The organism is Peribacillus simplex, from assembly GCF_900156045.1.
Classification (GTDB): domain Bacteria; phylum Bacillota; class Bacilli; order Bacillales; family DSM-1321; genus Peribacillus; species Peribacillus simplex_D.
In genome coordinates, this window is record NZ_FTMX01000023.1 from 1 (window position 1) to 13114 (window position 13114).

The 13114-nt window shown below is 40.8% G+C and carries 13 protein-coding genes, 1 tRNA gene, 1 rRNA gene, 1 other RNA gene and 1 other annotated feature; of the genes, 4 read left to right on the forward strand and 12 right to left on the reverse strand.

The window, feature by feature from the left end; translation table 11 throughout:
• Nucleotides 1–347: 347 nt before the first annotated feature.
• The 7 genes from BW986_RS28930 to tadA form a co-directional block, all read right to left on the reverse strand.
• A complete protein-coding gene (locus BW986_RS28930) occupies nucleotides 348–617 on the reverse strand; it encodes a pro-sigmaK processing inhibitor BofA family protein (RefSeq protein ID WP_377402698.1) in 270 nt (89 codons plus the stop codon).
• A gap of 103 nt (nucleotides 618–720) precedes the next feature.
• Nucleotides 721–939 carry a YaaL family protein gene (locus tag BW986_RS28935; RefSeq protein WP_063236519.1) on the reverse strand — a complete coding sequence of 73 codons (219 nt, stop codon included), beginning with the start codon at nucleotides 937–939 and terminating at the stop codon, nucleotides 721–723.
• Nucleotides 940–958: 19 nt separating this feature from the next.
• Nucleotides 959–1555, reverse strand: coding sequence for a recombination mediator RecR (gene recR / locus BW986_RS28940; RefSeq protein ID WP_076373249.1), 597 nt, complete (start codon nucleotides 1553–1555; stop codon nucleotides 959–961).
• 60 nt (nucleotides 1556–1615) lie between these two features.
• Nucleotides 1616–1933 (reverse strand): YbaB/EbfC family nucleoid-associated protein, encoded by a 318-nt coding sequence (locus tag BW986_RS28945; RefSeq protein WP_076373267.1) that lies wholly within the window; start codon nucleotides 1931–1933, stop codon nucleotides 1616–1618.
• 21 nt (nucleotides 1934–1954) lie between these two features.
• Nucleotides 1955–3643, reverse strand: coding sequence for a DNA polymerase III subunit gamma/tau (gene dnaX / locus BW986_RS28950; protein ID WP_076373251.1), 1689 nt, complete (start codon nucleotides 3641–3643; stop codon nucleotides 1955–1957).
• A 182-nt stretch (nucleotides 3644–3825) separates the two neighbouring features.
• Nucleotides 3826–4090, reverse strand: an RNA gene (gene ffs, locus BW986_RS28955) — signal recognition particle sRNA large type.
• 144 nt (nucleotides 4091–4234) lie between these two features.
• A complete protein-coding gene (gene tadA, locus BW986_RS28960) occupies nucleotides 4235–4741 on the reverse strand; it encodes a tRNA adenosine(34) deaminase TadA (RefSeq protein ID WP_076373253.1) in 507 nt (168 codons plus the stop codon).
• Between the two features lie 140 nt (nucleotides 4742–4881).
• Between tadA and BW986_RS28965 the strand changes: the two genes are divergently transcribed.
• From BW986_RS28965 to BW986_RS28975, 3 genes are all read left to right on the forward strand, one after another.
• On the forward strand, nucleotides 4882–5427 hold the full coding sequence (locus tag BW986_RS28965; RefSeq protein ID WP_076373255.1) for a cysteine hydrolase family protein: 546 nt from the start codon (nucleotides 4882–4884) through the stop codon (nucleotides 5425–5427).
• 180 nt (nucleotides 5428–5607) lie between these two features.
• Complete coding sequence (locus tag BW986_RS28970) at nucleotides 5608–6267, forward strand: deoxynucleoside kinase (protein WP_076373257.1); 660 nt, start codon at nucleotides 5608–5610, stop codon at nucleotides 6265–6267.
• Nucleotides 6245–6916, forward strand: a complete 672-nt coding sequence (locus BW986_RS28975) for a deoxynucleoside kinase (protein ID WP_076373259.1) — start codon at nucleotides 6245–6247, stop codon at nucleotides 6914–6916. Before BW986_RS28970 ends, BW986_RS28975 begins: the two co-directional genes overlap by 23 nt.
• A 121-nt stretch (nucleotides 6917–7037) precedes the next feature.
• On the opposite strand, the gene BW986_RS28980 is transcribed toward BW986_RS28975, so the two are convergent.
• The 4 genes from BW986_RS28980 to guaB form a co-directional block, all read right to left on the reverse strand.
• Nucleotides 7038–7130, reverse strand: a tRNA-Ser gene (locus BW986_RS28980).
• Nucleotides 7131–7261: 131 nt separating this feature from the next.
• A complete protein-coding gene (serS, locus tag BW986_RS28985; RefSeq protein ID WP_076373261.1) occupies nucleotides 7262–8539 on the reverse strand; it encodes a serine--tRNA ligase in 1278 nt (425 codons plus the stop codon).
• 63 nt (nucleotides 8540–8602) lie between these two features.
• Nucleotides 8603–8827, reverse strand: a binding site (T-box leader).
• Nucleotides 8828–8896: 69 nt separating this feature from the next.
• Nucleotides 8897–10216: a D-alanyl-D-alanine carboxypeptidase family protein gene (locus BW986_RS28990; RefSeq protein ID WP_260321045.1), complete on the reverse strand. Its 1320-nt coding sequence runs from the start codon at nucleotides 10214–10216 to the stop codon at nucleotides 8897–8899.
• 173 nt (nucleotides 10217–10389) lie between these two features.
• On the reverse strand, nucleotides 10390–11853 hold the full coding sequence (guaB, locus tag BW986_RS28995; RefSeq protein ID WP_076373263.1) for an IMP dehydrogenase: 1464 nt from the start codon (nucleotides 11851–11853) through the stop codon (nucleotides 10390–10392).
• A gap of 111 nt (nucleotides 11854–11964) precedes the next feature.
• On the opposite strand from guaB, the gene BW986_RS29000 reads away from it, so the two are divergent.
• Nucleotides 11965–12930, forward strand: coding sequence for a YaaC family protein (locus BW986_RS29000; protein ID WP_076373265.1), 966 nt, complete (start codon nucleotides 11965–11967; stop codon nucleotides 12928–12930).
• An 80-nt stretch (nucleotides 12931–13010) separates the two neighbouring features.
• Here BW986_RS29000 and rrf read toward each other — a convergent pair.
• Nucleotides 13011–13114, reverse strand: a 5S ribosomal RNA gene (gene rrf, locus BW986_RS29005); the annotation flags it as partial.

A 13114-nucleotide genomic window follows, 5' to 3' on the forward strand; every position in this document is an offset into this window, starting at 1 on the left:
GAAGAAATGTTTGACTTGCTCATTTGCTTTTTTGATAGTGTGTGCTCACTTAAAATTTAACGTTGGCGCTTTGTTTTGTTCAGTTTTCAAAGAGCGATTTTTTGTCGTTACTTCGTAAGCGACTTTATTATCTTATCACTTACTCAACCTAATGTCAACAATTATTTCAATTTGTTTTTTCGATTGAGCAATTGACGATGTCGTTATTGGCGACTCCTAATATATTATCAGGTTGAAGGGTTATCGTCAATAGTTTAATTAGTTTTTTTAAAAAAACTATAGCATGATGAAAACCCCAAGGAGATATCCATGGGGTTTTCATCAGAATGACTTCGAAGCAATATCCTTTAAATGATCCAATAACCAATGGCCGCCAAAGCGGCAACCCCCGGTATTCCAAGCAGGCCGGCGACTGCCGAGGTAACGGGGTTGATGGGTACATGAATGCCCGCTTGATTCCCAAGTGTATTCAAAAAGAACAAAAATGCTGCACCGATAATGACCTTTATAATCCCCTGCCCTATAAACCGGACAGGTCTTAATGGCGCCCCGATAATGAGGAGCATTAAAATCAGGCCGCCAATTACGGCAACAAAGACAACTGGTTCCAAACTCATTCCTCCCCGCAAGCTTGTACTACACTTATATGAAGAAATCGATGGATTAAGAACCGAAAAAAATGGCCATGAGGATCAGCAATCCTTCACAGCCATTTCCCTATCATCTTTTTAAGCGGACATTCCTTCTTTTAACTTCCCTGAATAAGTAAAAATATTTCACTTCCGCCAGTCTCGTTTGGGCGATTACTTCCTCAGATGGATCAACGCTTTTTTCAAGTAATGATTTTTGATTATGCCAATTCCATTTCAAATGTTCAAGCTCTTCGATCAATGAATCATTGAATTCATTCCGAAGTTTCTTTTTTTTACGAAAGAACAAGTGAAGTCCTCCCAGCTATCTATATTTCTCTTCTTCCTTCTATTGCTTTTGATAGCGTCACTTCATCCGCATACTCCAAATCTCCGCCAACAGGAAGTCCGTGGGCAATTCGGGTCACTTTGATGCCTGATGGTCTAAGCAGCCGCGAAATATACATGGCTGTCGCTTCACCTTCAATGTTAGGATTAGTAGCCAAAATTACCTCCAGCACTGTTTCATCTTGCAGGCGCTTTAATAAATCAGGAATATTTATATCTTCCGGACCGATTCCGTCCATCGGGGAAATACTGCCATGCAGGACATGGTATAAACCATTGAACTCTCTCATCTTTTCCATAGCTATTACATCTTTCGGGTCCTGAACCACACAAATCAAACTTCTGTCCCTCTTTTGATCTTCGCAGATATAACAGGGATCTTGATCTGTAATATGACCACAGACTGAGCAATACATAAGATTCCGCTTAGCATTTACAAGTGCTTTTGCAAAATCCAAAACAGTATCTTCCTTCATGCCTAGTACATGAAAGGCTAATCGAGCAGCCGTTTTAGGACCAATCCCCGGCAATTTCATAAAACTGTCAATGAGCTTGGAAATTGGTTCTGGATAATGCATCGAATTCCTCCTAAAAATTTCAAAAGAAACCCCCTAAAAGGAAGTTTCTTTTGAACTTGCTTAAAACATACCCGGAAGGTTCATTCCCTTAGTGAATTGTCCCATCGTTTGGTTTGTCAGTTCTTCCGCTTTTTTCAAGGCATCATTAGTCGCAGCCAGCACTAAATCCTGAAGCATATCGATATCATCCGGATCGACAACTTCCGGTTTGATAACTACATCGACTATTTCTTTATGTCCAGTAACGATGACCGTCACCATTCCGCCGCCAGCAGTTCCTTCGACCTTTTTTTCACCTAATTCTTCTTGTGCCTCTGCCATCTTCTTTTGCATCTTTTGCATTTGTTTCATCATGTTCTGCATATTACCGCCGCGCATACCCATTCTTCTTACCTCCAATTATTCTTTAATTTCAAGTAAATCATCGCCGACTAATTTTCTAGCCTCTGCTATAAAGGGGTCTTCTTCTTTTGATTCCGTTTCTTCTGGACCGTCGAACTGCTGTGTCGATATGAAATCCTCCCGCAACCTTTGCCACTGGCTCTCCGGAACTCCAGCTATCTCCATTCGGCGTCCGGTCAATTGCTGCATGATCGAGGCTATTACTTCCACGAAACGGTTATTTTCCATTGCCATTTGACAATGAATATCATATTTGAATTTTACCACAAAAGCTTCAGTAGACGCAGCAACAGGTTCTGCCTCCGTCAATAAAGCTGCCAATGACTTTTGGTTTTGCTGACCTAACTGTTCAAGCACTTCCCCCCACTTACTTTTCACAGCATTAAGATTTGGCTTCGTAGCTTGTTTCAATACTTGATTGATCTTTCCAGCAGGAGCTTTATACGCCTTTTTAACGGCCCTTTGCGCCTTAGCCTGCTCTGCAGGTTTTTCCGTCATGGCCGCCGGAATGCCGTTTTTCTGCATTTCGAGTAATTTCTTCTCTAAATCTTCTATTTTCTGCTGCAACTGTTGGAGCTGCCCGTTATCACTTTGATTTGGCCTTTGCTCATTACATAACTTCACAAGAGCCACTTCAAGGAAAATCCTTGGATGATTTGTCCATTTCATATCCTGCTGTGTTTGATTGAAGCTTTCAATGATGGAATAAATCGATTCAGAAGAGATTACTTCTGCCAATTCCTTAAATTGGGGATCAATCAAAACACGCTCGAAGGATTCCGCCAGTGCCGGTGCCGTTTGATACAAAAGCATGTCACGGAAATAATAAATCATGTCTTCTATGAACCTAGCCGGGTCTTTCCCCATGGCCAGCAATTGTTCAAGGACTTCAAGCGCCACCGCTACTTCTTTATCATATATAGCTTTTGCCAGCCGGCTTAAAAATGCCTGTGACACAGAACCGGTGACAGTCAATGCATCTTCCACAGAAACCGTCTCCGAACTGAAGGATATCGCTTGATCAAGAAGGCTTAGTGCATCTCGCATCCCGCCTTCGGCTGCCCTCGCAATGATATGCAGGGCCTGTTCATCACAGGAAACACCTGTTTCTGCAATGATTTGTGACATCCTGCCAACTATATCTTGAGGCTGGATCCTTTTAAAATCAAACCTTTGGCAACGGGAAATGATCGTTAGTGGAATCTTATGAGGTTCAGTCGTCGCCAATATAAAAATCACGTGCTTCGGAGGCTCTTCCAATGTCTTTAAAAGCGCATTGAAAGCCCCTTGTGAAAGCATATGTACCTCATCGATGATGTAAACTTTATATGTAACCGCGTTAGGTGCATATTTGACCTTGTCACGAATGTCACGGATTTCCTCGACACCATTATTGGATGCTGCATCAATTTCTATAACATCTGATATGGAGCCATCGGTGATTCCGCGGCAGGTAGCACATTCGTTACAGGGCTCACTTGTCGGGGCATGCTCACAATTCACTGCTTTTGCTAGAATTTTGGCCGCACTTGTTTTCCCTGTTCCACGTGGACCGGAAAATAAATAGGCATGCGAAACCTTCTGCCCGACCAAGGCATTCTGCAACGTTTTCGTTACATGTTCCTGCCCGACTACATCAATGAATTGTTGTGGCCTCCATACCCGGTATAATGCTTGATACCCCACGGAAATCCCTCCTTCTTTTCTCCATCTTGTTTATTATACATTACTGATTTCCTTTATTTCAAAGTCTAAAAAGAAATTTCATCATTGCCTCATTTTTTTCAAAAATGCCAAGCACTTTACCTTCTTGGCATAAAAAAAAACCCACCCGATACGAATGAGTTTTTGTTTATGTAAAATAACTGCCGTGCACCTTCTGTCGATTAGCAACCATAAGCGTTACTTAAGCAGTTAGCTCGACCCAGGCAACCCTGCGGCACATGAGAACTTCCACTTAATGCTGCTTCCTTCCGGACCTGACATGGTTCATGGAGTCCCATTGCGCAGGACCCGGGCGTCAACACCACTTACTTAAGGCAGGCCCTACAGAATGCTAACCTCGAGAAGGGATTCAACCTCGCTAGAGCGGATTGCGAGTACAGGGCACCGCTACCTCCCCGTCTAGCACGGCAAAAGTAATACCAAATTCACAGCGTCACGTCGACGCATAATTCATTATACTAAGGTAACAAAAAAAACGCAAGTGTTGTTCATGAACAGTTTGATTCCAAATTTATCAAACGAAGCAAACCTTTTTTCAACATTCGTTTTCCCCTATTCATTTTCTTCGGCAATCTTGAGTGCTTGCTCTCTTTTCAAAGTTTTTTTTCTATCCCTGAGCTCTTTAAAAAAAGAAGTCAATATCCAGCCGCACTCTTCCCCTAATACACCGCTTGTTACATCACATTGATGGTTAAAGCGTTCATCACGAAGTAAATCCATGAATGTCCCTGCACAGCCAGCCTTTGGATCATGCGCTCCAAAAACAACCCTTTTTACCCTTGATTGCAAGATGGCCCCTGCACACATGGGACAAGGTTCCAGCGTTACATATAATGTCGCATTTTCAAGGCGCCAACTGCCAAGTTCCTTGCAAGCCTCATTGATCGCAAGCAACTCCGCATGTGCCGTCGCATTCTGTTCAGTTTCCCTCAGGTTATGCCCTGTCGAAATAACTTGATCATCTATTACAATTAAAGCGCCAATCGGCACTTCATTCAACATCTGCGCCTTTTTTGCTTCCTTTAAGGCTAAATTCATGTAATAAACATCATCCTTCATAAAAAAACCCCCTCATATTAAGTAGGAGTAAACAGACAAATATAAGACAAAAATAAAGGTCATACTACTTATTCTAAAGAATAGTAACGCATGCGGCATACGTGCTGCAAGTAAATTCTCACAATACAGGAGGATATACCATGAATCAAACTGAATCACCTTCTTTTGCTTTGCTTATCATTGATATGATCAATGATTTTGATTTCAAATACGGAAATATGCTCCTTGAACATACGAAACTTATCGTCGACCCTATTTTGAAATTAAAAAAGCAAATGAAAGTAAAAGGTTTTCCAATCATTTATATAAACGACCATTATGATTTATGGCAAGCTGACTTCGATAAAATTATTAGTAGATGTAAAAATGAAGGAAATGCCTCATTAATCGAAAGGATAAAACCTCAACAGGACGAATTTTTTCTCATCAAGCCGAAACATTCTGCATTTTATGGGACGGCACTCAATACACTACTTAAACGATTAAACGTAGAAACCCTGATCATTACTGGCATAGCTGGCAACATCTGCGTGCTATTCACAGCCAATGATGCCTATATGCGGGAATATAAATTATGGATTCCGAAGGATTGCATCGCTTCTGCATCAAAGGAAGATAATCATTACGCATTAAAGATGATGAACCATGTTCTCAAGGCATCCATTAAAGAAGGTGAAGACTTTTAAGCATTCAATCGAAAAGGCACTAACCTGCATACCACCCCCAATAAACACTCTTTCATTCTCTTTCTTTATCAACCTGACAAAAATGTCACTAAAGTCCCAAGTCTGTGATACAATATCTCTTGGCGAAAAACCTAATAACCGGGAATTTCAGCTTGATACCTCATGAAGGAGGACAGTAGGATGAAATCCACCCCATTTATCACCGTCGAAGGTCCAATCGGCGTGGGAAAAACATCACTTGCAAAAGTTATCGCAGATCATTTTCAAATTTCATTATTGAAGGAAATTGTAGATGAAAATCCATTTCTCGGGAAATTCTATAAAGATATTGATGAGTGGAGCTTTCAAACAGAAATGTTTTTTCTGTGTAACCGGTATAAACAATTGGAAGATATCGAAAAAAAGTATCTTACTAATAACCAAGCCGTGGTGGCTGATTACCATATATTCAAGAACTTGATTTTTGCTGAACGAACGTTAAAGAACGGACAATACAATAAATACCTTGAAATATTCAATATTTTAACACGGGATATGCCTAAACCTAATATGGTGATTTACTTAAATGCAAGTCTTGATACTCTTATCTCCCGAATCGGTAAAAGAGGTCGTGAATTTGAAAAAAATATATCCTCCATTTATTTAGAGCAGTTATCCGCGGATTATCGAACATTCATGGAAGCATTTGAGAAACAGCACCCCGACATACCTGTTCTTACATTCAACGGAGATGAGCTGGATTTTGTCGGGAACAAGGATGATTTGAAAATGATAATCAGCAAAATAGAGAATGCCCTGCACAAAGGAGTAAAGTCAAATGAACTTACGAAAGAAATATAATATTCCAAACAACGCTGTCATTACGATAGCAGGGACGGTTGGCGTAGGAAAATCGACCATGACCAATGCTTTAGCCGATGCCCTTCAATTCAGGACATCCTTTGAAAAGGTTGATACGAACCCCTATCTGGATAAGTTTTACGATGATTTTAATCGTTGGAGTTTCCACCTGCAAATCTATTTCCTCGCTGAACGTTTTAAAGAGCAAAAAAAAATCTTCGAATATGGCGGCGGTTTTATCCAGGACCGTTCCATTTATGAGGACACCGGAATATTTGCAAAAATGCATTATGAAAAAGGCACGATGAATGATGTGGACTACGAAACTTACACAAGCCTTTTCAACGCCATGGTAATGACGCCATACTTCCCGCACCCTGATTTACTTATCTATCTCGAAGGCTCACTGGATGATATCCTCGACCGGATCCAAGAGCGTGGCCGTCCAATGGAACAGCATACCCCAATTGAATATTGGCAGGAAATGCACGGCCGTTACGAAGAATGGATCGATCAATTCAACGCCTGCCCTGTCCTTCGGTTAAATATAAACGAATACGACCTTATGCAGGATGAAGCAAGCATTGAACCTCTTATAAAACGGATTGCCGAATATATGGAGCAAACCAAGTTATTGCGAAATGTGTAAAACAAAAAAACCACCGGTTATCCGGTGGTTTTTTAATATATTAGAAAACAAAAAATCCGTTACATATCTGTAACGGATTTTATCGATATCCAATTTATGCGCTGTGGTTATTAATAAGTTATGGAGGAGGTAGAGGGATTCGAACCCCCGCGGGATTTGACTCCCCTGTCGGTTTTCAAGACCGATCCCTTCAGCCGGACTTGGGTATACCTCCGTATCAACATTTATTATATTACATGGAATTAAAATCAAAGTCAAGCCCTCTATAAAGTTTTTTTAAAATAATTTCAAACTTTGATAAAAAGGAGAATCAGCCTCTTTAATCAGAAGCTGATTCCTTTTAACTTACGGTTTAATGACTCCCACACCGCGCATATATGGACGTAATACTTCAGGAATGATAACACTGCCATCTTCCTGCTGATAATTTTCCAAAAGGGCAGCGACTGTACGGCCGATTGCCAGACCTGATCCATTAAGAGTATGGACGTGTTCCGGTTTGCCTTTTGCATCACGTCTGAAGCGGATATTGGCCCGTCTAGCCTGGAATGCTTCAAAGTTACTGCAAGAAGAAATTTCTCGGTACGTTCCATAACTCGGGATCCAAACCTCGATATCATACTTTTTAGCAGCAGTGAATCCAAGATCTCCCGTACACATGCTCAGTACTCGGTATGGAAGGCCTAGCAATTGAAGGACCTTTTCGGCATGTCCAGTGAGGTTCTCCAATTCTGCATAAGAATCTTCCGGCTTCACGAACTTCACTAGTTCAACTTTATTGAACTGGTGCTGACGAATTAACCCGCGGGTATCACGACCAGCAGATCCTGCTTCTGAACGGAATGAAGCGCTGTATGCCGCATAGCTTATCGGCAGATCGTCCATGCTCATGATTTCATCACGATGGAAGTTTGTCACCGGGACTTCAGCTGTAGGAATCAAGAAGTAATCATCACTTTCGATACGGAAAGCATCCTCTTCGAATTTTGGCAATTGACCTGTGCCAGTCATGCTTGCACGATTCACCATATATGGCGGCAGCATTTCTTCATATCCGTGTTCCTCAACATGAAGGTCCAACATAAAGCTAATTAAAGCACGCTCTAATCGAGCACCAAGCCCCCTATAAAATACAAATCGGCTTCCGGTCACTTTTGCTGCCCGTTCAAAATCCAGGATGCCTAGATCTCCAGCTACATCCCAGTGTGGTTTCGGTTCAAACTTGAATTCCGGTAACTCTCCCCATTTACGGATTTCGACATTATCGTCTTCCGTCTCACCAACGGGCACACTTTCATGCGGAATATTTGGAATGGAAAGAAGTAATGTTTCTAACTGGGCTTCCACTTCACGAAGTTCATCATCGAACCCTTTGATACGGTCACCAACTTCACGCATTTCGGCAATCAACTGATCTGCATCCTTTTTTTCCCGTTTCAATACGGCCACTTGCTGTGAAACTTCGTTTCTTTGGCTTTTCAGCTTTTCCGTATCAGATATCAAAGTCCGGCGCTTAACATCCAGTTCCTCGAATTTACCTAAATCGGTCAAATCTTCCCCTCTAAATTGCAATACACGCTTCACTTCTTCAAAATTATTTCTTACATATTTCAAATCCAACATTTTCAGTTCCTCCTTAATAATTTGATGATTTATCAAAGAACGCAAAAAACTCCCGTCCCCTGAAGAAGGGACGAGAGTTAACCCGCGTTGCCACCCTAGTTGAAGGCATATGAAAAACGCCTACCACTTATCTCGATAACGGCTTCTAACCGAAAGTATTTACTGACCCAAAAGGCTTTCCATACTCTGCTCCAGGAGGGATTCACAAAACTCTCACACCGATTTCCACCAGCCATCGGCTCTCTATAGAAAGAAATACTTGTTACTATTTCCTGTCATTGCTTTCTTATATAATCAGATTGTTTTCCATAATGTACTATAATTTTATACATTTCGCAACCGTTTTATACGCGAAACTTAAAACCAGCCTTTAACAGTAGAAGCTACACTGCTCCATACGTCACCAAAGAATCCGCCAACCGCTCGCATTGATAATACGAACCAGTTTGCCTTTTCAACAGATTCAGCAGCTACGACGTTAACCTTAACCGGATCGCCATTAATGTATCCGTAATCTTCTCCTTTTTTAGGAGTGACTGTGATGTAACCCAGCTTTTCACCTTTTTTGATTGGTGCAGTAAGCTTGCCATCATCATTCAATTTGTTTTTATCGATCACTAAATCTGTTTTATAGTTATCTTTCTCACCATTTTCAACAAGTAGCTCGATTGCTTTTTCAGATTGGATCTTAACGTTTTTTTCCTTGCCTTTTACTACTGAAAGTGTTTCTTTCCCTTTCACCTGGTAATTGGCTGGAAGGACTTTTTCCTTTTTAAAGGTTGCATACGCATAGTTCATAAGCTTAGTGCTATCTGCAAAACGTTCGTTTTTATTAGTGGACTTCATAACCACCGTGATATAGCGCTGACCGTCCCGGATAACCGTCCCTGTATGTCCATAACCGGCAAAGTCGGTAGATCCCGTTTTCAGTCCATCTACGCCTTTATATTCAAATATCAGACCTGGCAACATCCAGTTGAAGTTCGGATATTCCTTTCCATCGCGGAACTTCAATTTAGGAATGCTGGCGATTTTTAACACTTCCGGATAATCGTTTATTAAACGATAAGCAAGAAGGGCGGTATCTTTTGCTGTCATGATATTTTCACTATCTTCATTACCGGAAGGATATTGTCCTAATAAATCGGAGTTATTCAAACCGCTGGCATTAACGAATTTATGGTGTTTCAAGCCTAATTCCTTTGCTTTTTCGTTCATTAACTTAACGAAGCTCTTTTCACTACCGGAAACCAACTGTGCTAAAGCTACTGTTGCCGCATTTCCGGAATAGACGGCCATAGCTTGATATAGTTCCTTAACTGTATAATCTTCACCTTCCGTTAACCCAACATTCGACAAATTGGGTGCTTTTGAAAGGTCATGTACGTATTTATTTATTTTAACTTTTTGATCCCAACTGATTTTCCCATTTTCAATTGACTCCATAATGATGTACTCGGTCATCATTTTAGACATGGATGCAATTCCTAATACTTTATCGGCATTCTTTTCATATACGATTTGTCCTGTTTCACCATCAATGATGATGGCTGCTTCTGCTTTTAAACCTAAATTATCAGATTCAGCAACAGCTTCCCCCGGTTGATAGGCAAATTGCGACATTACAAGAACAAAAACAAAAGTGAAAATGAGGGTCATCTTGCTGATTTTTTTCAATTTCCAATACCTCCAACTTTTAAGCTAATCTCTATAACAAAGAAGAAACTTTATGTAATTCCCTTGACACCTTGTCTAGTTTATCACAGAAAAAATAAAAAAAATAGACAGAGTAATCGCAGACTCTGTCTATTTTAACAATAAATTTTAATGACAATTATATGTTAAATTCATTACATTGAGTAGTTCGGTGCTTCTTTGGTAATTTGGACATCATGAGGATGGCTCTCCCTTAACCCGGCACCGGTCATTTTAACAAATTGGGAGTTTTCTCTCAACTCTTCCAATGTGGCTGTACCGCAATATCCCATACCTGAACGAATGCCGCCAATCAGTTGGAAAATCGTATCTGAAAGAGGTCCTTTGTATGGAAGGCGACCTTCGATGCCTTCCGGTACGAATTTCTTGTTATCTTCTTGGAAGTAACGATCTTTAGATCCCTTTTCCATAGCAGCAACAGAACCCATACCCCGATACACTTTAAAACGGCGACCTTGGAAAATTTCCGTTTCGCCTGGGCTTTCAGTTACACCTGCAAGCATACTGCCAAGCATTACTGCATGTCCGCCTGCTGCCAGGGCTTTAACGATATCACCAGAGTATTTAATTCCGCCATCAGCGATAATCGTTTTACCATGTTTTCTTGCTTCTGTCGCACAATCGAAGACTGCCGTGATTTGTGGAACACCTACACCAGCTACAACCCTTGTCGTACAGATTGACCCTGGTCCTATTCCCACTTTAACTACATCGGCACCTGCTTCAATCAATGCTTTCGTCCCTTCGGCTGTTGCCACATTACCGGCAATGATCGTCAATTCAGGATATGTCCCGCGGATTTCCTTCACCATTTCAAGGACGCCTTCTGAATGACCGTGAGCAGTATCAAGTACAATTGCATCGACATGGGACTTAACTAGCATTTCCACACGCTTCATTGTATCCTTAGTCACTCCGACTGCAGCACCTGCAAGTAATCTTCCTTGCTTATCTTTAGCCGAATTCGGGAACTCAATAACTTTCTCTATATCCTTGATCGTAATAAGTCCTTGAAGGACTCCATTATCGTCTACAAGGGGAAGCTTTTCAATTTTGTACTTTTGAAGGATCTTCTCTGCTTGTTCCAAGTTAGTTCCCACTGGCGCTGTGACCAGATTCTCTACAGTCATGACACTGGAAATCTTCAAGGAAAAATCGGAAATAAATCGCAAATCACGGTTTGTAATGATACCTACAAGTTTTTGATCCTCTATATTGTTGACTACAGGAACACCCGAAATGCGATATTTACCCATTAAATGCTCTGCATCAAATACTTGGTGATCTGGCGTTAAGAAAAATGGATCGGTAATAACACCGCTTTCTGAACGTTTTACTTTATCCACCAGTTCAGCTTGTGCCTCAATAGACATATTTTTATGAATGATACCTAATCCGCCTTGGCGAGCCATGGCAATTGCCATTTCAGCTTCTGTCACGGTATCCATTCCTGCGCTGATGATAGGAAGGTTGAGCTTTAAGTTTTCAGCTAAGTTGACTTGAAGGTTAACATCTTTCGGCAAAACCTCTGATTTCGCTGGAATTAATAGGACATCATCAAAGGTTAAACCTTCTTTTGCAAATTTATTTTCCCACATTATTTTCCCCTCCTGCTTAAAAATATTATTTGTAGGTTATCAATAGGACATACTACTGTCAAGAAGAGAAATAAATGTTTGATTATTCTATTAATTCGGAGGATAGCTGCAATGCCTGAAAACAATGATAATTTCGATAAATATACACCTTTTTTTTCCGCATCTTCCTCTCAACTTTTTTTACAAAAATGTTACAAGCATGAAAAAATAGCAGAAGCGGAAATAAAAAGTTACGATAATTGTTATCCATTTATTTACCATCTTGAACATGCTAAAACTTATTATAATCAGGCTGCCATTGCACCACTTTCCATACAACCAATCCTTACATTTTATGGATTCGCCCAATTATTAAAGGCTTGTCTGCTCACGATCGATCCCAATTATCCAGAATCAACTTCGATGCTTGCCCATGGGGTAACTACGAGAAAAAAGAAAAAACAACAATATGAATTTTTAAAGGACGAAGTGAAAACGCAAAAGAACGGACTTTTCACCTGCATTGCCGAGAAGTTATTTCATATCAAGCATCTGGAGGGTGAAAAATTTTCCATGGGGACGCTGATAAAGGAAATCCCGGATATGCAAAACTTTACATGGTCCATTTCCAAGAAAAATTTCGTCGCCCTGTTACCCTCTTCGAATGGTTTTCAATTACCCTCAGCGATATTAGATAGCTATCAAATGTCCAGCAGTCGGATGGAAGAATTTTTGAAAGCTAAAACGAATCAAGCTTACAGTATTTCAGAAGTGCCTGGGACACTGCATTTAAAAACTGATGGCATTCCTATTCATAATGCTTCTTCCCCAATACGGTATAATTTGGCAGAGGGGCAGTTCATGCTATCACTAAATAAAGATTCGTCAGCTTTTTCATTACCTGAACTTTTAATCCATTATTTGATTTCTTATAACCTTAGCATAATAGCTCGTTATGAGACAGAATGGTGGGCAGAACTGATGAAAACCATGCCCAATGATGATTACCCTTGCATTGTGCAATTTCTTAAAATAAGCCAAGCTAAGGTGCCATTTTTAATATTTGAATGGATTAAGTCCGAGAGGTTCCATTTTTGATCCTTCCAACATCCAATTGGTCAATTGATTTGTCCCGAACGACGAAAAAAGACCAGCCGGATGGCTGATCTTTTTAAATGGCTTGGCGGCGTCCTACTCTCACAGGGGGAAACCCCCAACTACCATCGGCGCTGAAGAGCTTAACTGCCGTGTTCGGAATGGGAACGGGTGTGACCTCTTCGCT

Excerpts from the sequence above, each read along its gene's own strand:
- BW986_RS28930 (WP_377402698.1), bottom strand. The coding sequence starts at position 617 with ATGAGTTTGGAACCAGTTGTCTTTGTTGCCGTAATTGGCGGCCTGATT.
- recR (WP_076373249.1), bottom strand. The coding sequence starts at position 1,555 with ATGCATTATCCAGAACCAATTTCCAAGCTCATTGACAGTTTTATGAAA.
- BW986_RS28945 (WP_076373267.1), bottom strand. The coding sequence starts at position 1,933 with ATGCGCGGCGGTAATATGCAGAACATGATGAAACAAATGCAAAAGATG.
- tadA (WP_076373253.1), bottom strand. The coding sequence starts at position 4,741 with ATGAAGGATGATGTTTATTACATGAATTTAGCCTTAAAGGAAGCAAAA.
- BW986_RS28965 (WP_076373255.1), top strand. The coding sequence starts at position 4,882 with ATGAATCAAACTGAATCACCTTCTTTTGCTTTGCTTATCATTGATATG.
- BW986_RS28970 (WP_076373257.1), top strand. The coding sequence starts at position 5,608 with ATGAAATCCACCCCATTTATCACCGTCGAAGGTCCAATCGGCGTGGGA.
- BW986_RS28975 (WP_076373259.1), top strand. The coding sequence starts at position 6,245 with ATGAACTTACGAAAGAAATATAATATTCCAAACAACGCTGTCATTACG.
- serS (WP_076373261.1), bottom strand. The coding sequence starts at position 8,539 with ATGTTGGATTTGAAATATGTAAGAAATAATTTTGAAGAAGTGAAGCGT.
- guaB (WP_076373263.1), bottom strand. The coding sequence starts at position 11,853 with ATGTGGGAAAATAAATTTGCAAAAGAAGGTTTAACCTTTGATGATGTC.
- BW986_RS29000 (WP_076373265.1), top strand. The coding sequence starts at position 11,965 with ATGCCTGAAAACAATGATAATTTCGATAAATATACACCTTTTTTTTCC.